The sequence below is a fragment of the Mycobacterium sp. NTMscope_MAC_269 genome (assembly GCF_976985695.1).
Window position 1 is genome coordinate 313,576 of record NZ_OZ335668.1, and the last position, 24,112, is coordinate 337,687.

Annotated in this window: 19 protein-coding genes and 1 pseudogene; 9 read left to right on the forward strand and 11 right to left on the reverse strand. The window is 61.5% G+C overall.

Annotation, left to right across the window (positions count from 1 at the left end; translation table 11 throughout):
• Nucleotides 1–139 precede the first annotated feature (139 nt).
• Complete coding sequence (locus ACZ50Z_RS01555) at nucleotides 140–2,056, reverse strand: hypothetical protein (RefSeq protein ID WP_464481962.1); 1,917 nt, start codon at nucleotides 2,054–2,056, stop codon at nucleotides 140–142.
• 553 nt (nucleotides 2,057–2,609) lie between these two features.
• On the opposite strand from ACZ50Z_RS01555, the gene ACZ50Z_RS01560 reads away from it, so the two are divergent.
• Nucleotides 2,610–2,954, forward strand: coding sequence for a helix-turn-helix transcriptional regulator (locus ACZ50Z_RS01560; RefSeq protein WP_464486039.1), 345 nt, complete (start codon nucleotides 2,610–2,612; stop codon nucleotides 2,952–2,954).
• A gap of 461 nt (nucleotides 2,955–3,415) precedes the next feature.
• Here ACZ50Z_RS01560 and ACZ50Z_RS01565 read toward each other — a convergent pair whose 3' ends face one another.
• The 3 genes from ACZ50Z_RS01565 to ACZ50Z_RS01575 form a co-directional block, all read right to left on the reverse strand.
• Complete coding sequence (locus ACZ50Z_RS01565; RefSeq protein WP_464481963.1) at nucleotides 3,416–4,099, reverse strand: hypothetical protein; 684 nt, start codon at nucleotides 4,097–4,099, stop codon at nucleotides 3,416–3,418.
• Nucleotides 4,100–4,169: 70 nt separating this feature from the next.
• Entirely contained in the window at nucleotides 4,170–4,658 is a 489-nt protein-coding gene (locus tag ACZ50Z_RS01570; protein WP_464481964.1) for a hypothetical protein, read from the reverse strand.
• Between the two features lie 375 nt (nucleotides 4,659–5,033).
• Nucleotides 5,034–5,258: an antitoxin VbhA family protein gene (locus ACZ50Z_RS01575; RefSeq protein WP_464481965.1), complete on the reverse strand. Its 225-nt coding sequence runs from the start codon at nucleotides 5,256–5,258 to the stop codon at nucleotides 5,034–5,036.
• Between the two features lie 214 nt (nucleotides 5,259–5,472).
• Between ACZ50Z_RS01575 and mobF the strand changes: the two genes are divergently transcribed.
• Nucleotides 5,473–8,301, forward strand: coding sequence for a MobF family relaxase (gene mobF / locus ACZ50Z_RS01580; RefSeq protein WP_464486040.1), 2,829 nt, complete (start codon nucleotides 5,473–5,475; stop codon nucleotides 8,299–8,301).
• Nucleotides 8,302–8,314: 13 nt separating this feature from the next.
• Here mobF and ACZ50Z_RS01585 read toward each other — a convergent pair whose 3' ends face one another.
• The 4 genes and pseudogenes from ACZ50Z_RS01585 to ACZ50Z_RS01600 all read right to left on the reverse strand — a co-directional run bounded on the left by ACZ50Z_RS01585 (nucleotide 8,315) and on the right by ACZ50Z_RS01600 (nucleotide 12,264).
• Nucleotides 8,315–8,593: a DUF7161 family protein gene (locus tag ACZ50Z_RS01585; protein ID WP_464481966.1), complete on the reverse strand. Its 279-nt coding sequence runs from the start codon at nucleotides 8,591–8,593 to the stop codon at nucleotides 8,315–8,317.
• 95 nt (nucleotides 8,594–8,688) lie between these two features.
• Nucleotides 8,689–9,461 (reverse strand): annotated as a pseudogene (locus ACZ50Z_RS01590) (alpha/beta fold hydrolase).
• A gap of 409 nt (nucleotides 9,462–9,870) precedes the next feature.
• Nucleotides 9,871–10,890: a zinc-dependent alcohol dehydrogenase gene (locus ACZ50Z_RS01595; RefSeq protein ID WP_464481967.1), complete on the reverse strand. Its 1,020-nt coding sequence runs from the start codon at nucleotides 10,888–10,890 to the stop codon at nucleotides 9,871–9,873.
• A gap of 9 nt (nucleotides 10,891–10,899) precedes the next feature.
• Entirely contained in the window at nucleotides 10,900–12,264 is a 1,365-nt protein-coding gene (locus tag ACZ50Z_RS01600) for a flavin-containing monooxygenase (RefSeq protein WP_464481968.1), read from the reverse strand.
• Nucleotides 12,265–12,537: 273 nt separating this feature from the next.
• Here ACZ50Z_RS01600 and ACZ50Z_RS01605 point away from each other — a divergent pair, with 273 nt between their 5' ends.
• Entirely contained in the window at nucleotides 12,538–13,164 is a 627-nt protein-coding gene (locus ACZ50Z_RS01605) for a TetR/AcrR family transcriptional regulator (RefSeq protein WP_464481969.1), read from the forward strand.
• Between the two features lie 450 nt (nucleotides 13,165–13,614).
• Here the strand turns inward: ACZ50Z_RS01605 and ACZ50Z_RS01610 are convergent, their stop codons facing one another.
• The 3 genes from ACZ50Z_RS01610 to ACZ50Z_RS01620 all read right to left on the reverse strand — a co-directional run bounded on the left by ACZ50Z_RS01610 (nucleotide 13,615) and on the right by ACZ50Z_RS01620 (nucleotide 16,417).
• Complete coding sequence (locus tag ACZ50Z_RS01610; RefSeq protein ID WP_464481970.1) at nucleotides 13,615–14,733, reverse strand: adenylate cyclase regulatory domain-containing protein; 1,119 nt, start codon at nucleotides 14,731–14,733, stop codon at nucleotides 13,615–13,617.
• Nucleotides 14,734–15,200: 467 nt separating this feature from the next.
• Entirely contained in the window at nucleotides 15,201–15,809 is a 609-nt protein-coding gene (locus ACZ50Z_RS01615) for a DUF305 domain-containing protein (RefSeq protein WP_464481971.1), read from the reverse strand.
• A 167-nt stretch (nucleotides 15,810–15,976) separates the two neighbouring features.
• Nucleotides 15,977–16,417, reverse strand: coding sequence for a lipoprotein LpqH (locus tag ACZ50Z_RS01620; RefSeq protein WP_464481972.1), 441 nt, complete (start codon nucleotides 16,415–16,417; stop codon nucleotides 15,977–15,979).
• Nucleotides 16,418–17,237: 820 nt separating this feature from the next.
• On the opposite strand from ACZ50Z_RS01620, the gene ACZ50Z_RS01625 reads away from it, so the two are divergent.
• The 6 genes from ACZ50Z_RS01625 to ACZ50Z_RS01650 all read left to right on the forward strand — a co-directional run bounded on the left by ACZ50Z_RS01625 (nucleotide 17,238) and on the right by ACZ50Z_RS01650 (nucleotide 24,112).
• Complete coding sequence (locus ACZ50Z_RS01625) at nucleotides 17,238–18,029, forward strand: MlaE family ABC transporter permease (RefSeq protein ID WP_464486041.1); 792 nt, start codon at nucleotides 17,238–17,240, stop codon at nucleotides 18,027–18,029.
• 89 nt (nucleotides 18,030–18,118) lie between these two features.
• Nucleotides 18,119–18,883: an ABC transporter permease gene (locus ACZ50Z_RS01630; RefSeq protein ID WP_464481973.1), complete on the forward strand. Its 765-nt coding sequence runs from the start codon at nucleotides 18,119–18,121 to the stop codon at nucleotides 18,881–18,883.
• A 10-nt stretch (nucleotides 18,884–18,893) separates the two neighbouring features.
• Nucleotides 18,894–20,342 (forward strand): MCE family protein, encoded by a 1,449-nt coding sequence (locus ACZ50Z_RS01635; protein ID WP_464481974.1) that lies wholly within the window; start codon nucleotides 18,894–18,896, stop codon nucleotides 20,340–20,342.
• A 43-nt stretch (nucleotides 20,343–20,385) separates the two neighbouring features.
• Complete coding sequence (locus ACZ50Z_RS01640; protein ID WP_464481975.1) at nucleotides 20,386–21,414, forward strand: MCE family protein; 1,029 nt, start codon at nucleotides 20,386–20,388, stop codon at nucleotides 21,412–21,414.
• On the forward strand, nucleotides 21,411–22,775 hold the full coding sequence (locus ACZ50Z_RS01645) for an MCE family protein (RefSeq protein WP_464481976.1): 1,365 nt from the start codon (nucleotides 21,411–21,413) through the stop codon (nucleotides 22,773–22,775). Before ACZ50Z_RS01640 ends, ACZ50Z_RS01645 begins: the two co-directional genes overlap by 4 nt.
• A complete protein-coding gene (locus tag ACZ50Z_RS01650) occupies nucleotides 22,775–24,112 on the forward strand; it encodes a virulence factor Mce family protein (protein WP_464481977.1) in 1,338 nt (445 codons plus the stop codon). Before ACZ50Z_RS01645 ends, ACZ50Z_RS01650 begins: the two co-directional genes overlap by 1 nt.

Genomic DNA, 24,112 nt, shown 5'->3' on the forward strand with positions numbered 1-24,112 from the left:
CGGACGGCAGCAGACAAGCCGGACGGCTGGTTGACAGCGAGGAACACGTGGTCTAGCCTGCGCCGGTGTCGCCGGGGCGGTTGCATATCCAGACCCACTCGCCTTCGGTGCCGTCGTCGATCTTTCGACCTGATAATAGTCACTGGTTCCTAGCTTTCCCGCTCGCAGACCGAGGGCTGCGGCGAACACTGGCGTCGACATCCAGTTGCGTGACTTCGTAAGTTTCTCTTTCCTGTTGGAGATCGCAACGGATGTCTAATCCTTGCATTCGCAGCATGTCCTGCATCGTCTGCGCGATCGACATTGACTGTCGGGCAGCAATGATTCTGATCATTTCAGAAGCGGCCAGAGCCGTCACTTGGTCGAGCACTTCTTGACGCGCTCGCCGCGTACGAACTAAATCGTCGTTGCCGCTGGACGGGTCGTCATGGAGTGACCCTGCTGCATCTGCGCGACTGTCCGGATTTGCGTGAGCGAATTCAAACAGCGCAAGATCCAAACTTAGCAAATCTTGCCAGCCGGCTGCGATGATCCAATCCCTATGACTGGTAAGCGATCCCGATTCCAATTCGCGAGCCAGCTCGGCATTGATGTGCCAGCTCCTCAACCGGGCGGCGTGGTGGAGTGTCCACCTGAGAATCCCCATCGCCCTGTCATCCTCTTCGAGCCAGAGCCAATAGCCTGAGCGCAGAGTCGACGAAATCAGCATTGCCGCAGTAGCGATTTCGTGTCGTGAACGATTCCACCTCGCGCACATGACCGCGAGTTCTGCGGTCAGGATGTAGGCGCACTTCGGCGAAATATGTGGCACGACAACGTCGCCTGTCATGCTCTTGAGATCGGCGAGCTGGGATTCCTCGACAATGCTCAACCGCGTGTATCGGTGAGCAAGAAAGGCAAGTTTTGCGACCTCTGCTCGCGCGGGTTGAGTTGCTATAAAAGACAAGTCGGGTCGCCTGCAATATTGGCCATGAAAATCGCCCAGGTAGTCCCAATTGTGTGGAGCTGCCAGTTCGACCGGCGTGATCGGTATCAGACCCGGTGTGAGGGTTGGCACTTCTGAGTCGCAGAGCTCAGGCAGCCGCACGGTGAACTCTTTGCTGGGGACGACATCTGATTCAGGCGCCGATGCTTTAAGCCAGAATTCCTCGGCGCTGTTGTGTTGCTGCAAGGCTCGGCTAAAGATACCGACAGCATGTTGCAAATTCAGGATGCAGAGTTCCAGTCCGTCCGAGATGCAACTAACGACAGCGTCGACGGCCGACGGAATCTGTTTAGGATCAAGTTTCTGCAGACATTCCCAACGAGCGGCGGCCGAAGATACTGTTCCAGAAGAGATTTGAGAGAGTTGTCGGTATATGGCGACCGGGCAGACACTTCGCCCGTTGGCTAGGCGGATGCGCGCGAATGTTGTCGTCGAAAGCCCGGCGAGTGGTTCGTCGGTGTCCTCAATGTCGTCGAAACGGCCTTCGGCTAGTACGTCAGCGACGCGTCTGCCAAGCGCTGTGATTGCCGATTCCGTCCAGACTCGCTTCATGAGCTCGTCGGTCGACTTGGGTCGATCGGGCCCGTCGAACGCCGCTTCCGCGCTGTCGGCTAGCAGTAGCGTCCATCGTCCTAGTTGCTGTCGCGCGAGGATAGCCGCGCCAACAAATTGGCCGGCAAGTAATAGTCGAATCGCTGCGATCGCACTTTGTGCCGCCCACAACATGTAATCGGCGGTATTGCTCGAGTCGCGACGCAACAAAAACTGACCGTCGAGAAAGATCCCGGACGCCACACTGACGTCATGCAGGTAATACAACTGGCGGTAACACTTTTCGAAACGCTGCTCCGGGACGCTCTCCAGGTTCGCTATCCGTGCCGCGTGGCGAGCAACAAGAGCGTCGGCTAGTGCGTCGGGCCCAGCGATGGCCGCAAGGCGATCCGGATCTTGCGTTGGCAAGGCGGATTGTGCTCCACGTTGAGTCTTGAGCTCGGCCTGGCCGCGCTCCATTAACGTGGGTTGCCCCATGTTGGCTCGCGTGGCCGCCTTTCGGTGATTTTTTGTTCCCATCTCAACCCTAGTCCTTGCTGCTTATTTCGGAGCAACTTTTATGGTGGCGTAATTTGACGTTGCTAATGGCTTCGGAAAAAACTGCGGAGTAATGCCTGGCGCGTCGGGGTGCGTGGCAGGACAGAGTCGCCAGGATCGACTACCGCTGGCGAGGTCACGACAGGCGTGCGCCGCGAAGCGATCTCGCACACCCTCCGCGCCACGGCTGCGCATCGCACGCTGACGAACGTGATGGATCCTCGACGACTTGTTGTCCATGTGCGCAGTGTAAGGCACGTGCCGAACGCTTTAGGCTCACTTATTGCTTGCACTGCAGCATTTGTGCAACATGCTGCAAAAAACTGCCTCTGTAGGCCGAAATAAAGCAATCCGTGAACACATTTATTGTTCACGGATTGCGTAAAATGAGTATTTAGCCACACGGGTTGGCTTGCGAAGGTGAGGTTCGCTCTCCGGGGCGGCGGGGGTCGTTGGCTCCTCGCAGTTGAAGCAGAGAGAAGGCGATAAGGCGATAAGGCGATACCTAATCGGCTATCATCGCCTTGTGGCGAGTATGGGGCCGACGACCAGTGGCTACGTGGAGCGGTTGGCGGGAAACGTCCTGCGGATAGCGCGGACACGCGCCGGCCTGTCGCAGCGCGAGCTCGCCGAGGCCGCGCACGTGCCGCAATCGACCATCGCCAGGATCGAGTCTGGGACCCGGCAGCCCTCGCTGCCGGTGCTCGCCCGGATCTTGGCCGCAGTTGACCTCGAGTTGCGGATCAACGTCGCTGATTACGATGCGCACGACGACATCCTCGACGGCGACGTCGCGCGGCTGTCGAGATCCCAGTGTCAGTACCGGCGCCAACAGCAGGACGGATTCGTAGCGCAGTTGCGCCAGACGCACCGCTCGTGACCGCGGCCGATCGCTCCGATCCGCGGCGCATCGTCGAGTGCTAGACCATCACCGCGTACGCGGCGGCCGACTGATGACATCGATGTCACCCCTTCGACAATGCAGGACACCACGCGCGGCCGTGGGGCGCCCTGCGTGAGCTGCACGCCATGATTCGCGTCGATGACCCGCCCAGTGCTCGCAAGGCTGTTCCTTTTCGGTGTTGTCGAGCATTGTGTGGCAGTGCTTTTCGGCTGTCGAGGCAGCGATGTGGTCGGCGAGAAACTCATATCCATGTCCAGTGGTGAGTTTGTCGAGAGTCATCATGGGCCTACCGTAACGCGACGTGTGGACACTTCTGGCGGTTGTAGACATCCGCGCCCCAGAAACTAGTCCTGACCAGCACGGACCGAGTAGCTCAGATGAGTATGGTATCGCCGAAAATGATCGGGGAGGCGGGGGTCCGCGTGTGAGCGCCGGGATCAGGTGAGCAGTGCGCCGAGGCGCGGATCTGTGTACCAGCGGGCTCCTTCGATGCCGATGGCGGTCCAGAGTGAGAGTGCGGGCGCCGGTGGTCCGGTGAGTCGCAGCGGGGCGCAGTGGTCGTCGAAGCCCGCTGTCAGGGTCCAGGTGTTGAGATCGGGGTAAAACTCGGTGATCGCGTGGTAGTAGAAGCTGAGCCAGCCGTGCACGGCGATGTGGCATAGCAGGCGGTGGTTGGTCGCGATGATCTGACAAGGCTGCTGTGAGCGCCAGCATGGTGTGGCGGCGTTGCGGGCGTGGGCTTTTCGGCGGGCATTGAGGATGGCGTTGCCGGCCATCGCAGCGATCATGACGGCGGGATGGCCGATCACGAACAGATCAGAGTGTTGGTAGCTTTCGTCCTCGGCGTAGAAGCGGCTATAGGTGGCGTGGGTGCTCAGTAACGCTGTTTCGTCGGGATCCAGGACTGGGCCATAGACCTCAACGCGCGGCGGGATTACGGCCGGGTGGTGATAGGCCATTCGAGCGGTCGCGCGCGCGTAGGTCCACCATTGCTGCCAGGGACTGCCTGGGGAAGGGGCTGCGCAATTCAATGCAACTGATTGCGGGTACGCAGTGGCGTGTGCCTCGCGCGCGGGCAGCCGCACGGGGGTGGGGGTAAACACGTCCTGCCAGTCGGTCATGTTCCTAAGTCTCGTTTCTTGCACTGACAACAGCCGATAGATAAAGGAACCGTGATGGCTGTGCTTGTATTCACGGTCGCCCGCGACCGCGACGACGCTGGAGGTGCACGGTGGTTGTCGGTGGTCGTCGGCCGGGACCACATGCGGTCATGCTTGCCACACCGTGTCCGGGGTCAGCGGCTGTCGCGCGTACGACCTCGTCGGGCAAGTCATGCGAGGCGCTGAGCTCGACATCGTCGAGGGCGGCCGATCGCTCGGCCCTGATGAGCTCGCTGAGGGTTTGGGCGTCGGGGAGGCGGTAATTCTCGCGGCCGTAGCGCTCGATAACGGTATCGGTGAGATCGTCGAGCAGGGCTGCAAGTTCAGTCGCGGCCGCGTTGGCGTGCGCGGTGACAAACGCGTCTTGGCGGTGTTGAGGCCAAGCCGCAGGAAATTCCAGTCGCGCTTCATACAGGGCCGTGATGCCGGCAACAAGCTCGTTGAACCCAAAGTCGGGTGTGCCCCACGACGCTATGACGCGTTCGGTGAACGTGTCGAAGCCTCGATCCTGGTCGGTCACCGTCGTCGCGCACTTTCTGATTCTTGGTCGGCCCGCGCCGGCGTCAGGGCGGGCGGCCATCGACGAAGGTCGTCAAGATGAGCAACCGCGTATGGCGGTGCGGTGTTAGGGCGTCCGACAGCAGGTGTGAGCGGTGAATGGGACGTGCATTCTGTATGCCCAACGGTGCAAGCTGTCGGCACCGACGGCTGCGCGGAAATCGTTGCGCATGCCGCGGCGCAATCAGCTCCTCGGCGACCATGTTGGGTAACTCTGTAGTCGTCGAGCGCGGCGCGAAAATCTGTCGCGGCCGGCCACGGATCTCGTTGCCCAACCCGACGGCTTTGTGGGGAACGTGATTGTTCGAGTGGGTAGCGCACGGTGATCCTTGTTCGATCAGATTCGGTCCGGTTTGTGATGCGCACCGAGTTGGTCGAGTACGCGCGCCTTGTATTGCTCGAAGGTGATCTCATCGGCCGCGAACTCAATGAGCAGCGCGATCCCATCTCGTGTCGGTTGGTAGCCCTCGAGCATGCTGTTGTTGAGCGCGTCGAGGACCGCGCGCCGGTCTGAGGTCGACAGCCTGGCCACGCACCGTTCGACGTGACGTTCTACCGCCACCAGGTCTACTCGCAAGTCATTTCCCCTGCCAAATCGTGCTTCTTCTCGCCCCTTCATGGGGCCTTCTTCCAGCTTTCCCGACCTTGCCTCGTATCGTAGCATCCGATCGCCTGGCACATTTGCACAATTTGTGCGAGTATGGGTTGGGCATACCCTGGTGTGCCCAACCTCGGCGCGGCTGAGCGCCCGAAACAGTGATGTGAGGCGGTGGCAGATGCTGACGTGTTCGCCGCTGAAGTTGTGGTCGATTGACTATTACAACCGCACCGCGCGGGAGGCGGGTCAGGCGGCCAAGGATGCGGTGGCAGCCAACGGTGGTCTGGGGGAGTACTACTCCGAACATGACACCCGTGCGCCGGTGTGGTTGGTGGCCGGCGATGCCCTCAGTGCTGCCGCGCTGGTGGGTTTGTCCGGCGAACAACGCGCCGGCGGGCTGGCCGATTTGGACGTGGTGCAGCGTTGGCTCGATGCCGGTATTGCGCCCAATGGGTGCTGTGGTCGGCGGTTCGCTGAGAGCGACAACCACGGAATCGACATGACGTTTTGCGCGCCGAAAAGTCTCAGTTTGTTGCGGGCGTTCGGCGATGACGTCGTACAGAAAGCGGTGCTGGATGCGCACCACACCGGGGTGCGCGAAGCCATGGAATACGTTCACCAACATGCCGGATACACCCGCGTGCACAACAACGCCACCGGCCGAAAAGACCTGCAGCGTTTGCCAGGACTCGTCGCCGCCGCCTACCAACACGAGACCTCCCGCGCGGGCGATCCCCACCTGCACACCCACGTCATCGTGCCCAACAAACAGCCCCGCACCGACGGCAAGCTCGGCGCCGTCGACACCGACTCGCTCTGGCACGAAGCCAAGGCGGGCGGGGTGATCTACCAAGCCACCACGCGCCGGGCGCTGACGCAGTCGATTGGGGCGGAGTGGGGCTCAATCGACCCGCACACGGGGATGGCCGAGCTCGTCGGCATCGATCCCAAGGTGATCAAAGCGCACTCCCGGCGCAGCACGCAACTTCGCGAATGGGCCGATAACAACCTCATCCTGATCGACGGGCCCACCCAAGGTCAGCTGGCGATCGCGCAAAAAGCGACCCGACCACGCAAGCCAGAGGGGTTGTCTTGGGCTGAATTACGCCAGCTGTGGCGCGCCGATTCGCGTGGTTACCGCATCGACATTGACGCTCAACGACGAGCCCGCGCCCAGCGCCAGGCAGCCACGGTGAGCTTCGATCGGCGGCGCATCGCTGACATCGCTGCGGGCATCGATAAAGCTGCGTTCACGCGTGCTGATCTCGTGGAGATCATCGGCGCGCAACTGCCCGTCGAGGTCGATGGAGACGACCGACCGCCTCGCGAACAGATCGAAGCTGCCGTCGATGAGATCGCGATACGGATCAGCGCACCGCGCCAAGCCCATCACCGCGAAGGCCACGAGCGCTACACCATCGACTTGATCCTCGCCGAAGAAATCGAGCTGCTCAGGCTCGTGGACGCGCGCGATGACCGCAGTATTCTGCGGGTCACCCGCGCGGACACAGTTGGGCTTTCCGCTAACCAAAAACAAGCTGTGACAGCCATGGCGGAAACGCCGTGGCTGGTGCAGCCACTGGCTGCGCCAGCCGGTGCTGGCAAGACCCATTCCCTTAAAGCGCTACGCCACGCTGCCCACCGGGTAGGCCGCACTGTCATCGTGGTTGCGCCCCACGGGCGGGCCGTCGACGTCGCCATCAACGACTGCGCCGGCGACGAAGGCCACACCGTGGACAAGGCACTGCGCGAGCTGCGCGAGGGCCGCTTAACGCTCACGCCACGCACCCTCGTCGTCGTAGACGAAGCCGGACTCATCGGGAATAACCAGCTGCGCGATCTGCTCGAGTTCACCACCAAAGCCGGGACAAAAGTCCTGCTTGTCGGCGACGCCCACCAGCTCGCCCCGGTGCGCAAACGCGGCGGAATGTTCGAGCAGTTATGTTCCGATCTGCCTTGGGCGCAACGTCTTTCGGAAGTGTGGCGGATGCGTGACCCGCAGGAGCGGGCGGCCTCGCTGGCATTGCGCAGCGGGGGTCCCCAACCGCTGCGGCGCGCTATCGACTGGTATCGCCGCCAGGATCGGCTGCGCTGCGGTGACCCCGTCACCATGGCCCACGACGCCCTCGAGGCCTACCGCGCCGACATCGCCGCGGGCAAAGACGCCCTGCTGATACCCGACAGTTGGGAACTCTGCGATGCGCTCAACAAGCAGATCCACGCCGATCGCGTCGCCGACGACGCACCCACGGTCACCGGAGCACGCGATCACCACATCGGCGTGGGTGACATCGTCGTGACCCGTGAAAACGATGCCCGCATCGACGTTTGGGCCGCGCGAGATCACCGTGGCCGCCTCGACACCAGCAAATCCGCTCCCCAGGTGCGCAACGGGCAACGCTGGATCGTCGAAGCCATCGATACCCGCGAAGAGCGCCCGCGCGTCATGGCCCGGCGCCTCGGCGACAACGCGGTGACCGTGCTTGGCGGGGACTACCTGCGCGAGTACGTCCACCACGGATACGCGGTCACTCTGCAATCGGCCCAAGGTGTCACCGCCGACACGTCCTACCCGATTGTGCGCGCCACCACCGACCGCAACACCCTCTACGTCGGACTCACTCGGGGCCGCGACCTTAACCGTGTCTATATCTACGAGCGCATCGCCGGAGAAGGTGACCACGAACACGGCGACCCACCCCCAGGTATTCACCGGACGCGCCGGGGCGATGGCGACGAAGCCACCACACTTGTCCGCGCGATCATCCGCCGCGATAACCGACCCCGAACCGTCCACCAAGTCGCCGTCCAAACCGACCCCTACGATCTTCCCGACCGCGTTGCGCGCGCTGTGGCTCAGCAAGCTCGCGCCCGCTCTCAACGCCGTGCGGCGCAACGTATCTGGATCGGCCAGCAGGCCGCCGAGCGAGCCCAACAGAATCGGTGGATACGCGAATACGTCGACAACAACCGGAGCCGCGATAGCGACCATGACCTTGGGCTATAACCCGAACCCATCCCTACTGGTCGTAGAGGGCGAGCTGCCGGAATTCCACCCGTGCCACGAGCTCGGGGTGTCCTACCGGGTGCACCCGTAAGTCGTGCATGACATTCGGCGTTTCGTCGACGCAAATGACCTCGGTGACACCAATGAGTGCTTCCTGCATATGGCCCGCATCACTGGTGGGCAGGTCATCGATCAGCCGCATCCGCTTGCCGCGCAAGCCAGTCGCGTCGTAGCGAAATGGATGACACGTGCGAGCATCGTCCCTGCGACCGTCATACCGTCCTAGCTCCATACATGAAATTGACCGGCAGGGACGCTTAGCGGCGCCAGATGAGCCACATCACTGCGTTAGCCGGCGCGCCCGCTCGCGAGTCGACTTTAAGCGCGTCAGCTGCTGATTCGGTATTCGGGCAGGTCGGCAAGAAATTGCAGCAATTCGGCGTTTACCTCGGCGGACCGCTCTTCTTGTAGCCAATGCCCCGCGCCATCAAGTACTACTTCGCGGTATGGGCCAGTGACAACTTGGGCGGCACGGTCGCGTGGGGTGAATTGTGGGGTCTTTGGTGCCGATTAACACCAGTGCCGGCACAGCGATCGTGGCAGTCGCCGGGGTGGCCACGATCTCCCAATTGCGGTGGAAGTTACGGTACGAGTTCAGCGCTCCCGCGAACCCCGTGCGACTGAATTCAGTCACATAGTAACCGAATTCAGTGCTATCCAGCCAGTCCGGTGGACCGCCTGGCTCGGACAGTCGGTCAATGAATCCGCTGGGGCCAGGGGCGATCATGCGGGTAGCTACGGATGGGTCAATGAGCGACTGTAGGTCAAAGCTGATAATCCGGCGCAGCGCCCGAGCGGGGTCGCCGTCAAGTTCAGCGTCGGCGACACCAGGCTGCTGGAAATACAGCATGTACAAAAAGCTGTCACCAACCATCTTCCGGTACGCCGCGGTGGTCGGAGCTTCCCAAGTGGTTCCGTAGCCGAGCTGATCGGACGCCAGCACACGATAGCCGGGGGCGGTCAGAGCAGCAATAATTCGGCGCCACGAATATCCGAGGCTAGGGAAGCCGTGCGCGAGGACCACCGCCGGCGCACCCGGGTCGCCAAGCTGCTGTCACCCGTAGCCGTACACCGTTGGTATCGACCAGGCGTTGCTTCAAGAAATGATCCTTCCGGTCGCACGGAAGTAGCTGATGGAGCTCTCCCACAGCTTTGCTCAACGAGCAACCCCAGGTTGGGCGGTGCGGAAGGGGGTTACCGATACCCACATGTCCTGCAGGCGAGTTCGGATTGCCGCGAGGTCCTCGGTCTGCACCCCCAAGTGGTGGACGGTTCCCTGTCCGATGTGCTTAGGGGGTTGGTCGTAGAGGTGCACGCGCCCGCGGCCGACTGCGAGCAGAACGTTGCGCGCGCCGGCGAACACAACGGCGCCAAACAACGGTTGCGTCGAACCCGCGGACTCAGAAGTCGACGGTCTTGTCGACCTTGGAGCACAGCAGGCGTGCGTGGCGTAGCGAGAGCATCGCCGCGCCTGTCCTTTTGGTGTTCGCCGGAATGTCGTTGCGGCAGTTAATGGTCGAGTATGAAGATGGGTTTGTGTCCTGCGTGTGTCGAGGTCAGCACCTCGGGTATCTCGTCCCATTCGTAGATTCCGCTGGTGACGAGTTCGGGGTGGAGTACGCCGGCGGCGACGGCATCAAGGGTGGGGGTCATGTTAGGGCGAGCGTGGCCCTTGCCGTTGTGGAAGTGCACGCCCCGGAGGTAGAGCTGCAACAGGGGTAGCGAGACGTCGGCGAAGTAAATCCCGACGCTGTTGACGTGCCCTTCGGGCATGACCGAGAGCAGGGCCTTGCGCAGTCGGTCGGGGTCACAAGAGGCGTCGACCGCGAGGTGAAAGTTCTTCTCCCGCTTGCCGTTGATGTCGGCGACTTCGGCGCCGAGCTGTTCGGCGACCGACATGCGTGTCGGGTCGTCGTCGTAGTACACGGTGCGCGCGCCGGCGCAGTGCACGGCCACGTCGACACAGTACAGGCCGATCGATCCCGTACCGCCGAAGACCGCCACCTGGGCATCGACGACGCCCGAGACGGTCGGCATGACCGTTTCCCAGCCCAGCGCGAGGTTGTCACCAATCGAGGCCAGCTGGACCGGATCGACACCCGTGGGCAGCGGCGCGAGATTGTAGTCGGCGAAAGGCACACGGATCAGTTCGGAGAACGTTCCCCCCCACAGACCGTTAATGGGCAGCCCGTACTGCGCTTCGCCGTAGAGCAGGCAGCGCGCTGGATGGCCGAGTATGCACTGGGCGCAGGTGCCGCAGGCGATGTGCCAGGCGACCCCGACCACGTCGCCGACGGCCACCGTGGTGCATCCCGGACCGGCTTCCACGACGGTGCCCACGCACTCGTGTCCCAGCGGAAAGGGCCCAACTCCGGAGAATGGTGTTTTGTCGGCGATGACACGGTGGTCCAGGTCGCAGGTGGTCGCGGCCAGCGGGCGTACCAGGGCGTCGCCGGGGTCGGCGAGGGTCGGTGCGTCGACGTCATCGAAGCGCAGCCGTCCCGGTTCGACGAACATCAGACTTCTCATCAGGTCTCCTTAGCGTGATTGGTGGTCAACGTGCTGCAGTAGCACAGCGGGTGTGCTGTCGGTGCGCCCGCGAGCAGGTGAGGGACCCCACGGATCAGCTCTGGTTGCCCGGGGGAGCGGGGTCAAAGTGGCAGGAAAGTCGCTGCGTCGCAGTGACCACGAGTCGCGCAGGTAGTTCTGATGAATCCGCCACGGCGGTTGGGTGCCTTGCTTGGGGAAGGCGGCTACTGAGCGTTGAACGTAACCCGAGGTGAGGCCGAACAGGTTATGTTGCGTCATGCGCTGGCGTGGGCGCGGCAGCACTGCGTGAAAGTGCTTGGCGTGCATCCAGTTGAGCACCGGGCAGAACAGCCGGGACGACAAGTCGGCGCGCAGCGTCCACGACGCATTGGTGTAGCCGATGCAAAACGCGAAGTTCGGAATGCCCGACACCATCGCCCCGTTCCACATGAACTCATCAGCGAAATCGATGTCGTTCCCATCAATGGTGGGCATAAGCCCGCCGAAGGTCCGCAACTGCAGGCCGGTTGCCGTGATGATCAGATCGGCAGGCAGCACCCGCCCTGAACTCAACCGGATGCCCTCGGTGACGAATCCATCGATGGTGTCGGTGACAACCTCGGCATGACCGGCTTTGACCGCCCTGAAGAAATCGGCACTTGGCGCGGCGCACAATCGCTGGTCCCATGGCTTGTAGGTCGGCGTGAAGTGCTCAGCAACAGCACGGTTGTCACCGAGAATACGCGCAGTCTGATTCGTCAGCAGGTTGCGCGCCTGATCGGGCAAGCGCTGGCAGAACTGATAGAAGGCGATGCCGAAAGCGACGTTCTTGGCCCGTATCAGCCGATGCGCCAGACGTTCTGGCAGGTGTTCGCGCAGCCAGTCCGCCTTGGTGTCGCGGCTAGGAACCGCACTGATCCAGGTGGGGCTGCGCTGCAGCATCGTGACGTGTGTTGTCGCCGAGGCCATTGACGGCACCAAAGTTACGGCGGTGGCGCCGCTGCCAACGACAACGATCCGCTTGCCGGCGTAGTCGAGGTCGGTCGGCCAGAACTGTGGATGCACGATGCGACCCTTGAACTTGTCCTGATCGGGAAATGACGGAGTGTAGGCCGCGGTGTAGTCGTAGTAGCCGGCACACATATACAAAAAGTCGCACGTCAGGGACGTCTGATTGCCGCCGCGGTCCACGGTGAGCGTCCAGACGTGATCGGCGCTGGACCAGTCGGCGCAAACGATGCGCGTGCCGTAGCGGATGTGGTCGTCGATGCCGAACTCGGCCGCCGTCTCACGGATATAGCTCAAAATCGACGGCCCATCGGCGATCGACTTCGCGTCCTTCCACGGCTTGAACGCGTATCCGAGTGTGAACATGTCCGAGTCCGAACGGATTCCGGGGTATCGGAAGAGATCCGAGGTGCCCCCATGTGCTGGCGCGCTTCGAGGATCAAATAATCCCCGTCGGGGCAGTCGGTCTGCACCCGGTATCCGGCGCCGATGCCGGAAAGGCCCGCGCCGATGATCACAACATCGACGTGGGCCGGCAGGGTGTCGTGCACCAACGGCACGGCCAAACTCCTTATGACGATCGTTATAGCGTGAGGATCACGGTAGGCTATAGCGATCGTCATAGCAAGGAGGGTCGTCATGACAGACGACAGTCGTGGGCGTCAGCGCATGGTGGCCGGGGCTGCGGACATGATCAGCCGTCGCGGTCTCAACGCGACTAGCGTGCGTGAACTCGCCAAGCACGCCAGCGTCCCGCTCGGCTCCACCTACCACTACTTCCCGGGCGGCAAATACGACTTGGCGACCGAGGCCGTTCGCTGGGCCGATCACCTCACCGTGAACGCGCTCACCAAGGAACTAGCCGCAGGCCCCGAAGCGGGCCTGCAAGCCTTCTTGTCCATGTGGCGAAAAATCGTCGTTGACAGCGACTTCCATGCAGGATGTCCAGTCCTGGCGGTGGCGATAGAAGACATCCCCGACGACGAGCATGCAGCACCGCGCGACGCCGCGGCCGTGGCATTCCTCCGGTGGACATCGCTGCTGGCCGACTCACTGCGCGCCGCGGGCGCGGCCTCGGCCGATGCCGAACAGATCGCCACCCTCATCGTCACCGCAGTGGAAGGCACCGTCGCCGTATGCCGCGCCCAACGCAACATCACTCCGCTCGACCACGTCGCCGCGCAACTCAGTCGCACCATCCGAGCGGCCCTGTCCTCGCCCGAACCGGATCGTGCACCCCACCGACGCCGAAAAACGCAGCACTGAAGTGAATGTAGGATCCCAGAAAAGCAGTTTCGCAATATAATTCGAGCGCTCTGAAACTCTCCTCGATATGGAGAGTTGCGTGCAATCTGGCCCAATACATGCGCCTCTGTCGACCAGCTACGACGCTACCTTTGGTGGCGCCGATCCACGCCAGCTCCACCGGGTAGTGCGCTGCACGGCCGTGCTGGGAGCGACACAGCGGCGGTTCGATGCACTAGCGTGCTGTGTGTCTCGCCGAGGTACCGCTGTGCGATCTGAACGAGCCGTCCTTTGTCTGTCAATGGACATCCTTGTCGGCGCCTCGAGTTGCTTCGTGCAGGGGCATCACAACATGTGTATGCGACGTCAGTCTTTCAGGGCCCGAAGCTGGAAGCTTGTGCGCTGCAATGTGAGACATATTCGCGAGTGGTAGGTGTGAGCGTTTGCGTGGAGTGATTATGGCCCACCGCACTAGCCGGCTGATCGGCGTGCCTGAAATAGCTTCGTTCTGCCTCGGACTCCCTTAAGTCGCGGTGCTCCGACAAAGGACCACGCGAACCTGTCCGCGTCACCGACCGCATCTCGCGCAGATCCTGCCACCAGTACTGAGCCGGGTAGGGCGACTTCGGTGACGCGGCTGGCAACATTAACTGGACTGCCGAACCAGTCCCGGGCACGACTCACGGCCCAACCCGACGCAATACCTATTCGGAGTTCCGGCAAGGCCTTGTCGCGGTTGGCCGCTTCCGACAGTTCCAGCATCGCATCGAGCAACTTTGCAGGATCCGGACAGATCAGCATCACCGCGTCGCCGATCGCCTTGACCAATCGCACCGGTGGGTTCACGATGTCACGTGCCAGATCACCCAGCCGTTCGACTAGTCCCACCAGATCCTCCGGCGGCACAGCCTCGCCCAGCCGAGTGAAGCCAACCATGTCAGCGAACGCAACGGCGAGGAGACGAGCGCCAGGGAGGGCAGTACCAGCTGCTCGCTCGCTCGCGTTCAGCTCTTCCCCCTCGACCGCGCGCCGCAACTGCACGAACATGATGTCGCAAATCAGCGGGCCTAGCAGTGGTGCGATCTGGCGCGCTAATGCCTCATGCGCCTTCGATACCTGAAGCTCGCTGATTCCCGGATGCAAGACCGCCGACATCACGCCATATCGCATGGCGGGGACCGCGCGTGAAAGTCCCTCGGTGAGCCTGCGAACCATCAAGACCACACGATCGGCGTCCAGACCGACCTCGATGAGCTTCTGCTGGCGCGCCGCAGCCTCAGCATCGGCGCGCAGGTAGACAGCCGCGTCTGGATCGTCCACCCTCGGCAGCCCTAATGCCCGCATGACGCGCTGCAGCAGCTCCAAATCGATACCGTGGCTTTCGCTAATCGCGCGCGCAGACACCTGGCTTCCGTCGTCACCCAGCGCCCGGCGTGCGGGCAGTAGCATCGGTGCCAACTCACTGCGGATCTGTTCCACGTCAAAACCTTGCTCCAACAGCCAGGTTACGAGCTCAGCCCGCTCCTCACGAATGCGGCCATCCAGACCCTCCAACAGGCCCGCTTTGTCTATTGCTTCGCTGTCGGTCACCGCGTCATTATCGTTCGTTATCGCAGACGGTGCTTGCAACGTTGATCGGATCTGTCATTGAGCAACTTGGAACATCCAAGCTGTCGAGGTGAAGGTTCGCATGCTGTCTGCGTGATGACAGTTTCTTTAGGAATTGAGGTACGTCTAGCTGTCTCAACACATAGGCCCGGCTTTCCCTTTGGGATTCTGGCTCGAACGCAGTGAGAAAGTTTTGCGAACTGGCGTCAAGTTGACGTGATTCCATGCGTGGTCCCGGCCATACTTCAGGCCAGTGCTTTCATGCCCGTGCGACCGCGGCTTGGGCGGGCAGCAGCAACGATACCGACCGTCATCATCTGTGTCGTCAATCCTCTTGCCCAATAAGCTGTAGCGCTAGTCGCTGCTTGACGCATACGTTGAAAACTTGTTAGCCGCGTCGATCTCTGTGGACGGAGGGGCTAGCGACAGCGCCGCGTGGATGGCATGCTTCAGGTAGCCCCTAGCATCTGTTTCATTTGGCTGATCTCGGTCTGCTGTGCTGGGATGATCTGCTTGGCTAGACCGATCGCGTCTACGTTCTTTCCGGTTGCGATTTCCTCATCAGCCATCTCGATTGCTCCCTCCTCACGGCTGATCATAGACCGCAACCACAACGCATCGAATTCACTCCCAACCAACGAATCGAGCCTTGTGATGGTGGCAGGATCGGCCATGCCCTTCGCTGCACCACCGCCGTGCCGCCCGTTATCCGTTTTGGTGTCAGGGTTTTCGTTCCACTGCACTAACAGCACCTTCAGGGGCGCTATGTTCGACCGCAGGGTCGACGCGATCCTCGCGCTGATCGAGACGACTGCGTGGTCGGCGGAGCGATTCGGGACTAGCGCCGACATATCGATGCCTTGTTGGGCGTGCGTAATCATGTTGTTCGCAAACGCGACGTCGCCAAGATTGTAGCCCGCGGGCTCGCCGGCCAAGACGGGTTTGTCCGTGGTGATGGTATGCCCGTCAGAGGTCGTCGAGCTACCGCACGACAACAGGACCAATGCTGCGGCTGGTGCCGCGAGAACCGTGGCGAAGCGGGGGGGAAGCGGCGCCACGGCGCAAGCATAAGCGGTCCGTAAGCACCTACGGATTCGATGCCGATGACATGCCGATGTTCTGTGACCAGCCGAAGATTCGGACCGTTCGGACAGGATTGACGCACATATCGAGGACCGTCGTTGATTTGGCGACGGACTCCGGGCTGGCATGGAGGAGCCTAAGGTCAGCACGAGACCATTATCGCGAATGGTTCCGTCGTAGGTTCCGTCGATGTTGAGCTGTAACCCCTTGCCGTCCCGGTGATGTGGTAGGTGGGGCCGCGCATGTTGACTGTAGCGTTGCCCGCCAGGCCGAGATTGTAGTCACCGGTGAAGTCGTTGAGATTGCGCACTCTGACGAACTCAACGACGGGTTTCTCGGCATTGGACACCATCACCGTCGCGCCCGAAGTGTCGTTACCTGACGTAATTATCGTCAATGATCGTATGGTCGAGCACTGCACCGCGCCGGTGGTTACGCCGTGGTTGCCATTTACGGTCAGTTGCGCGGTGCCCGGCGGTAGTGTCCCAGGTTTCAGCTTGGCTGCCGTCGTGCCCGGCGAGCAGCCGACGCCACCGCCGATCATCATGGCGGCGGCCGCGATGGTGATCAATACGTTCCTCATCGCGCCCTCCTCACTCGTGGATCCTGCCGGAATCGTATCCGCGGATGCCGCTCCCGCCGTGATGCTTCGGAAAATCCGTGATCGGGCTGCGCGATGAACGCGAAAGATGCACTACTACAGAGGCATCGACTGTTGAGTTCGTAAGTTGGCGGCAGCCGGCCCCAGTGGCCATCAACGTGACCTAACCTTGTTTCAGACATTTGACGACCATGTTGATACACCTTGCCTTACGTTCGGCGCTACCTGGTGCTCATTTCGCTCTCAATCCTTGGCCAGACGGGACCCAGACTCGAGTTCCGGGAACAGCAACCGGCAATCGGCCGCACCCTTGACCTCGACTGCCGCCTCTTATACGCTGCGCCTACGAATTATACGCCTACGGTGGAGAATCTACATATGCGTCAAAGTAGGGCATCGGGTGACCGCGTAACGAGCGCGTCGCACTCTAGGCCGGTGGCCGCGCATCGGAGCCAGGTCGACGTTCCCACCGCAATGGCAGTGCTGTTTGTTGACATTCCAGTACCGCGTTCGTGCATTCGGTCAAGCACCCCTTTGACCGCGCATTTCCCTGCAGGATTCTCGATTGCCGGTGCCGCGGTGCCGGGGACGGCCACGTCGGCTGAAGACCACCAAAAGTCGATGCTCAGGGTGTGCACCGCTAACTTTCGGGGTCGCGCGTCCTATGTGCCACCAACAGGCTTATCGCGATGCCGCGGGAGCAATCGATCCATCCCAACCCAGACAACGCGAGAGCGGGGCTAACGTGGCGATTGAGCTTCTTACGGAGCCGGTTGGTAGCCTTGACAAGCCGACCAGTGTCCTGGCTAAGCCGACAGTTCTCATTACCAGACCGACCGGTTTTGTTGCCAAGGCGGTGCGCGAGGCGGGCGCTTTCTTATCATTATCACTGGACATTGGGGTGCAGGCAATACGCCCGCCATTCGCCTGGCGTGAATTCATCATGCAGCTTTGGTTTATTGCGCGAGTGTCGTTCGTTCCCGCTGCCTTCTTAGCGATCCCGTTCACCGTGTTCGTCGTTTTCCAACTAAATATTCTCCTTGCCGACATTGGCGCCACTGACCTTTCTGGCGCGGGCGTGGGATGGAGCACGGTCGTGATTATGGGGCCGACGACTACGGTGTTTGTGGTCGCTGGCGCCGGCGCTACGGCGGTGTGCGCAGACCTGGGGGCACGCACGATCCGGGAAGAGATCGACGCGATGCGGGTTATGGGTGTCGATCCAATTCAGGCGTTGTTAGTACCACGGGTGGCTGCGCTCACCGTGTGCTCGATTCTGTTGAACGCGGTCGTGTGCGTGGTGGGCGTCGCCGGCGGCTATTTCTTCTCGGTCTATGTTCAACACGTCACCCCGGGTGCTTTCGCGGCGAACATAGCCTTGCTGTGCGGGCTCGCTGATACAGTCGTCTGCTTCCTTAAGGCGGCATTGTTCGGAATGACTGCCGGTTTGATTGCGTGTTACAAGGGCACAACACCGCGCGGCGGTCCGCAGGGTGTCGGAAATGCGGTGAATGAGACTGTCGTGTATTCGTTTATGGCGCTGATGCTCATCCTCGCGGTGACAGACGCCTTCGGTGTGCAGGTGAAGCTGTGAGCCTGCGCCAGGTCGCTGTAGTTCGGTGGCCGAGATCCATTCGTACTCTACGGAACTGGGTCGACGCATGGAATCGAGTCGGCGAGCAGATGATTTTCTACGCCACGGCTTTCGGTCAAATCCGGTATGCGCTCACCCGCTACAAATTGGAGACGATGCGCATAGTCGCCCAAATGAGCCTCGGCGTTGGTGCGCTCGCCGCTGTTGGTGGCGCCATGGTCGTCGTATCTTTCCTGATGCTGGCTGGCGGTACAACCCTAGGGATCATGGGACATTCCCAACTTGGCGACCTCGGTGTGGAGGCGCTAGCGGGTTTCTTCTCCGCCTTCGCAAACACTCGTCTTGTTGCACTCGGGCAGGCCACAGTCGGCCTGATCGCCACCATCGGGGCGGGCGCCACCGCGCAACTCGGCGCAATGCGAATCAACGAGGAGGTCGATGCCCTTGAGGTGATGGGTATTCCGACGATCGCCTATCTGGCCTCGACTCGGGTTGTCGCGGGCGTGATCGTCGTGGTTCCGCTCTTTTTCATGGCCATGTTGGCGGGATATACGGCGACTCGGTTCGTGCTTGTCGAAGTGTATGGCCAGTCAGCTGGTGTCTACGATCACTACTTCAACACCTTCCTGGACCCACTCGATCTCTGTTGGTCGACCCTGACGGCGGGCGTGGAAGGAGTCGTCATCATGTTGATTCATACCTATTACGGGTTAACCGCTTCGGGGGGACCAGCCGGCGTTGGTGAGGCGACTGGACGCGCGGTGCGCACCTCGCTGATCGTCGCCATGTTTACGGTCTTGGCGATGACATTGGTTCTCTACGGCTATTCCGGCCACTTCCATCTCTCGGCGTAGCCATATGGAGATGAAGCAGAGACGGCGTGTACATCCGGCCTGGTGGACGGCGTCACTAATCGTGGGAGTCGCCGCGGTGGTCATATTGACCGGCCTCGGGTTCAATAGGGATCTACAGCCGTACGCTCGGGTGACCCTTACATCGGACCGGGCAGGCCTCGTGATGGAGCAGAACGCCAAGGTCAAATTCAGAGGCGTTCAAATCGGTAGAGTTTCTTCGATTATGCCGACCGGCTCAACCGGATTGGTGAAGCTCGGCTTGGAGCTCTATCCAAACCAGCTGCAATACATCCCGGCGAACGTCAACGCGCAGATCGTCTCTCCCACATTGTTCGGAGCTAAATACGTAGATCTGAGCGACCCTAGCCACCCGAGCCGGAACCGGCTGGCCGCCGGTGCGGTGCTGACATCACGCAATGTCACCGACGAGGTGAACACGGTCTTTCAAAATGTGATGGACGTGCTCAATCAGGTCGACGTCCCGAAATTGAATGCGATTTTATCGGCATTGTCCGACGGCTTTCGTGGTAACGGGGACGCCATTGGTCAGGCCACCACGGATTTCAACCAGGTGCTGCTCGCGATCAATCCCCGCAGCGAGACTATCCGACAGAACTTCAACGCAATAAAAGGATTCAGCGACGCCTACGGCGCGGCCGCGGCCAACATCCTGACAACGCTGGACGCTTTAAGCACCACGGGTTCCACCATCACCAACAATTCGAAGGCGCTTGATTCCTTATTGCTCAACGTGGTGGGGCTGTCCCACAGCGGCATAAACCTTCTGGGCCCGAACAAGGACAATCTGATAAAGGCTGTTAACGGGCTCGAACCCACGACACGCCTGCTGATGAAGTACAACCCAGAAATCACGTGCTTGCTCGTGGGAGGACAGCTCACCCTCGACAAATACAAATTGGGAGACATGATGGGCGGCCACGATGGGAGGTCGGCCATTCTGGACGCCGGCCTCATGTTTGGCGACGACCCATACCGGTATCCGGAGAACCTGCCCGTCGTCGGCGCCAAGGGCGGGCCCGACGGAAAGCCCGGTTGCGGATCTTTGCCCGACGTGGGAAAGAACTTCCCGCAGCGGTACCTGGTCACCGACACCGGATTTGGCACCGGGATCGACGTGCGGCCGAATCCCGGCATCGGTTTCCCGGGATGGGCCAACTACTTCCCGGTCACCCGAGGCGTGCCGGAACCGCCAAGCATTCGTCATCCGGGTCCGGGCGCACCGGGACCGATCCCGTACCCGGGCGCCCCACCTTACGGCGCGCAGCAATATGCACCGGACGGAACGCCGCTGTATCCCGGCTTGCCACCAGCGCCACCACCCGGGGCGCCACGCGAACCGGGGCCGCCACCCGCGGGCTCGGAGCCGTTCGCACCGCCGTTCCCGGCCCAGGCGCAACCCACGTATGCCTTCCAGCCACCGGGCCCACCACCGCCCTAGTCACTACATGCTCACGACCTGAATTCGAAGGAGGGACACACACGTGCGAGGAAACTTGGCAAGCACGCTTTGGCGCGTCGGCGCCTTCGTGTTGGTTTGCCTGGCGGCCATGTCTGCAATGTTCCTCGTCTTTGCCCAGCTCCGTTTCCAACCGGAGACCACCTATACGGCAAAGTTCACGGATGTGTCCGGGCTGGCGAAGGGCAACTTCGTTCGCATCGCCGGTGTTGAAGTGGGCAAAGTCAAAGACATCAAGATTCAAGATGACTCCACCGTGCTCGTCGAGTTCTCCACAGATCCCTCAGTCGTTCTCACCGAGGGCAGCAAGGTGCTGATCCACTATCAGGACCTAATCGGCGGCAGATACCTGGCTCTTGAGCAGGGGACCGAAGGACTCAAGCGGCTCAATCCGGGCGATGTCATCCCGTTGACCCGGACCGACCCAGCACTCGACTTGGACGCATTGGTCGGTGGCTTTCGGCCGCTCTTCCGCGCGCTCAACCCCGACCAGGTCAACGCATTGACCGGTCAGCTGATAGCTGCGTTCCAAGGTGAGGGCGGGACCCTGAATTCGGTGCTCGGCCAGACTGCGGCACTGACGAATACGCTCGCCGACCGAGACCAGTTGATCGGTCAGGTAGTCAACAACTTAAATACCGTACTCGGTTCCCTAGGTGACCAGAGCACCCAGTTCGCCAAAGCGGTCGACTCGTTGTCCAAACTCGTGGAGGGCCTCGCCGCTCGCAAGCAGGACATCAGCCTTGGGGTCGCATATGCCAACGCGGCCGCCGGGTCGATCGCCGATCTGTTGACTCGCGCTCGACCACCGCTCAAGAAGACGATGACTGAGACCGATCGGGCCTCCGGAGTCGTGCTGGCGGACCACGACCACGTCGATCATTTGCTGGACACCTTGCCCGATGCCTATCGGACGCTGGGCCGGCTCGGTCTGTACGGCGACTTTTTCAGCTTCTACCTGTGTGACCTTGTCCTGAAGGTAAACGGCAAGGGAGGTCAGCCGGTCTATATCAAACTAGCCGGCCAGAGCTCGGGGAGGTGCACGCCTCGATGAAAACTTTCTCTGAACGTAATCCTCTAATCATCGGCGCGCTCGGTATCGTCACCATCATATTTGTGACTTGGATAGCGCTAAATTACGAGAAGCTGCCATTTATCGCCGCACGCAAGGAATACTCGGCCTATTTCGCCGAGGGGGGCGGCTTGAAACCCGGCAACAACGTTCAGGTTTCGGGTTTCAAGGTCGGGAATGTTTCCAGTGTCGCGCTGGATGGACCGCGCGTGCTGGTGAAATTCAAGATCGACAACGACATCCGGTTGGGGGAACGCACCGAGGCGGCGATCAAGTCGAAAAGCGTGCTGGGTATCAGGTACCTCGATGTCCATTCCCGCGGAGAAGGGCAACAACGGGGACCGATACCCCTCGACAGGACCACCTCGCCCTACCAACTGCCCGATGCACTAGGTGATCTCAGTGGGACCATCAATGACCTCAACACCGGCCAATTGTCGAACTCGCTATCCGTGCTGGCGACCACGTTGTCTGACACTCCGCCTGCGCTGAAGGTTGCGGTCGAAGGTGTGGCGCGGTTCTCGCATACGCTGGATCAGCGCGACGAGCAGCTGCGAAACCTGTTGAGCAACGCGAAAAAGTCGACGAAAGTTCTCGCGGACCGCAGCGACGAGGTGGTCAGGCTCGTCCGCGACGCCAACGGGCTTCTGGCCGAGCTCGAAACCCAAAACCAGGCGCTCGGCCAGATCTCCCGCAACCTTTCGACAGCGGCGCTGCAGTTGAAAGGTTTCATCGGCGAAAACCGGGAAACGATGAAGCCGGCGTTAGACAAGCTGAATGGGGTGTTGACCCTGGTAGACAATCGCAAAAAGCGTGTCCAAGAAGCGATTCCAATGCTCAACACCTACATTTTGTCGCTAGGCGAGGCGCTGGCGTCTGGGCCATTTTTCAAGGCGTACATCGTCAACCTGCTCCCGGGCCAGTTCATTCAACCATTTATCGATGCGGCATTCGGCGACCTTGGATTGGATCCGGCGACCCTGACGCCGTCGCAGCTCTCCGATCCGCAGACGGGTCAGCCTGGAACGCCGCCGCTGCCGGTGCCGTATCCGCGGACCGGCCAGGGCGGGGAACCCAGACGCACTTTGCCCGACGCCATCACTGGCAATCCCAGCGACCAACCATGCGGTATGCCCGGCGTTCCGTTGCCGGGCCCACACTGCTACCCGTATCGGCAACCGCCCCCCGCACCGCCAGCCGGCGGCCCGCCACCCGGACCGCCGGCAGTCCCGCCACAGGGACTTGGATCCACACCCGAACCGACGCCGAGCCCGTTGTACGTGCCCGCCCCGGGCGAGCCGCCGCGACCGACCCCGTCACCAGGATCGGAGGGGACGCGATGATGAGGTCACGGACCGCGCGGATCGGGTTGGCGATCGCGCTGGTGCTCGTGTTGATCGGTGGCGTCATAGGGGTAGTGCGGTTTGCTACAGGCATCGGCCGCACGAACGTCGTCGGATACTTCGCCGACAGTACCGGCGTCTACGTGGGCGATGATGTGCTCATTCTTGGGATTCCGGTCGGCAAGATCACCAAGATCGAAGCGCAGCCCGACCGCGTCAAAATCTCTTTTTGGTACGACGACAAGTACCGCGTTCCCGCCGACGCCAAAGCGGTGATCGTGTCGCCGTCGTTGGTGACGGCTCGCAACATCCAGTTGACGCCCGCGTACACCGGCGGTTCAGCTCTGAAAGACGGCGCAGTGATCCCGCAGCAGCGGACGGCGGTTCCGCAGGAGTATGACGATCTACGTCAGCAGCTGGAGAAGCTGACGGATATGCTCCAGCCGACCAAGCCGGGCGGCGTTAGCACTCTGGGGAGTTTCGTCAACACCACGGCCGACAACCTGCGCGGTCGAGGTGCTGATATCCGAAACACCATAATTGAGTTATCTCAAGCGGTTTCAGCGCTCGGTGACCACAGCGACGACCTTTTCAGCACCATGAAGAACCTATCCCTTCTGGTGTCGGCGCTGCGGGACAGCAGCGGCCTGCTGGGTCAGCTGAACGAGAACCTGGCCGCGGTGACGCGAGTGCTGTCCAACGACCCCGCCGAGGTCGGCGATGCGATCCGGAACTTGAACGATGTCGTTGGTGACGTCAAAAGCTTCGTCGGCGACAACCGAGAAGCCATCGGCACGACGTCGGACAAGTTGGCATCGGTGTCTCAAGCGCTGGTCGAGAGCTTGGACGACCTCAAGCAAACCCTGCATGTCGCCCCCAACGTGGTCTCGAATGTCGAGAACATGTACCAGCCGGCGCAGAGCACCCTGAGCGGCGTGCTTGCCCTCAACAACTTCGCGAACATAATTCAGTTCCTGTGCGCGGGAGTGCAGGCCGCGTCGCGGATGGGCGCCGCGCAATCGGCGAAGCTATGTGTGCAGTATCTGACCCCCATTATCAAGAATCGGCAATACAATTTTTTGCCGTTGGGGATGAATCCCTTCGTGGGACCCGCGGCTCGTCCCAACGAAGTCACCCACAGCGAGGACTGGCTGCGACCGGATTACATTCCGCCGCAACCGCCACCGGCGACTAGCCCACCCGCTGAGACCGCTCCTGCCCCGCCTGCGGCTGAGTCGGCCGTTGAGGCGCCTCCGCCACCGCAGTCCCAACCGACGGTGACAGATCCGGCCCAAGGCCTGACCGGCATGATGGTGCCCGCAGGAGGCGGGCGATGA

Excerpts from the sequence above, each read along its gene's own strand:
- ACZ50Z_RS01555 (WP_464481962.1), bottom strand. The coding sequence starts at position 2,056 with ATGGGAACAAAAAATCACCGAAAGGCGGCCACGCGAGCCAACATGGGG.
- ACZ50Z_RS01560 (WP_464486039.1), top strand. The coding sequence starts at position 2,610 with ATGGGGCCGACGACCAGTGGCTACGTGGAGCGGTTGGCGGGAAACGTC.
- ACZ50Z_RS01565 (WP_464481963.1), bottom strand. The coding sequence starts at position 4,099 with ATGACCGACTGGCAGGACGTGTTTACCCCCACCCCCGTGCGGCTGCCC.
- mobF (WP_464486040.1), top strand. The coding sequence starts at position 5,473 with ATGCTGACGTGTTCGCCGCTGAAGTTGTGGTCGATTGACTATTACAAC.
- ACZ50Z_RS01585 (WP_464481966.1), bottom strand. The coding sequence starts at position 8,593 with ATGGAGCTAGGACGGTATGACGGTCGCAGGGACGATGCTCGCACGTGT.
- ACZ50Z_RS01595 (WP_464481967.1), bottom strand. The coding sequence starts at position 10,890 with ATGAGAAGTCTGATGTTCGTCGAACCGGGACGGCTGCGCTTCGATGAC.
- ACZ50Z_RS01600 (WP_464481968.1), bottom strand. The coding sequence starts at position 12,264 with ATGTTCACACTCGGATACGCGTTCAAGCCGTGGAAGGACGCGAAGTCG.
- ACZ50Z_RS01605 (WP_464481969.1), top strand. The coding sequence starts at position 12,538 with ATGACAGACGACAGTCGTGGGCGTCAGCGCATGGTGGCCGGGGCTGCG.
- ACZ50Z_RS01620 (WP_464481972.1), bottom strand. The coding sequence starts at position 16,417 with ATGAGGAACGTATTGATCACCATCGCGGCCGCCGCCATGATGATCGGC.
- ACZ50Z_RS01630 (WP_464481973.1), top strand. The coding sequence starts at position 18,119 with ATGATTTTCTACGCCACGGCTTTCGGTCAAATCCGGTATGCGCTCACC.
- ACZ50Z_RS01635 (WP_464481974.1), top strand. The coding sequence starts at position 18,894 with ATGAAGCAGAGACGGCGTGTACATCCGGCCTGGTGGACGGCGTCACTA.
- ACZ50Z_RS01645 (WP_464481976.1), top strand. The coding sequence starts at position 21,411 with ATGAAAACTTTCTCTGAACGTAATCCTCTAATCATCGGCGCGCTCGGT.
- ACZ50Z_RS01650 (WP_464481977.1), top strand. The coding sequence starts at position 22,775 with ATGAGGTCACGGACCGCGCGGATCGGGTTGGCGATCGCGCTGGTGCTC.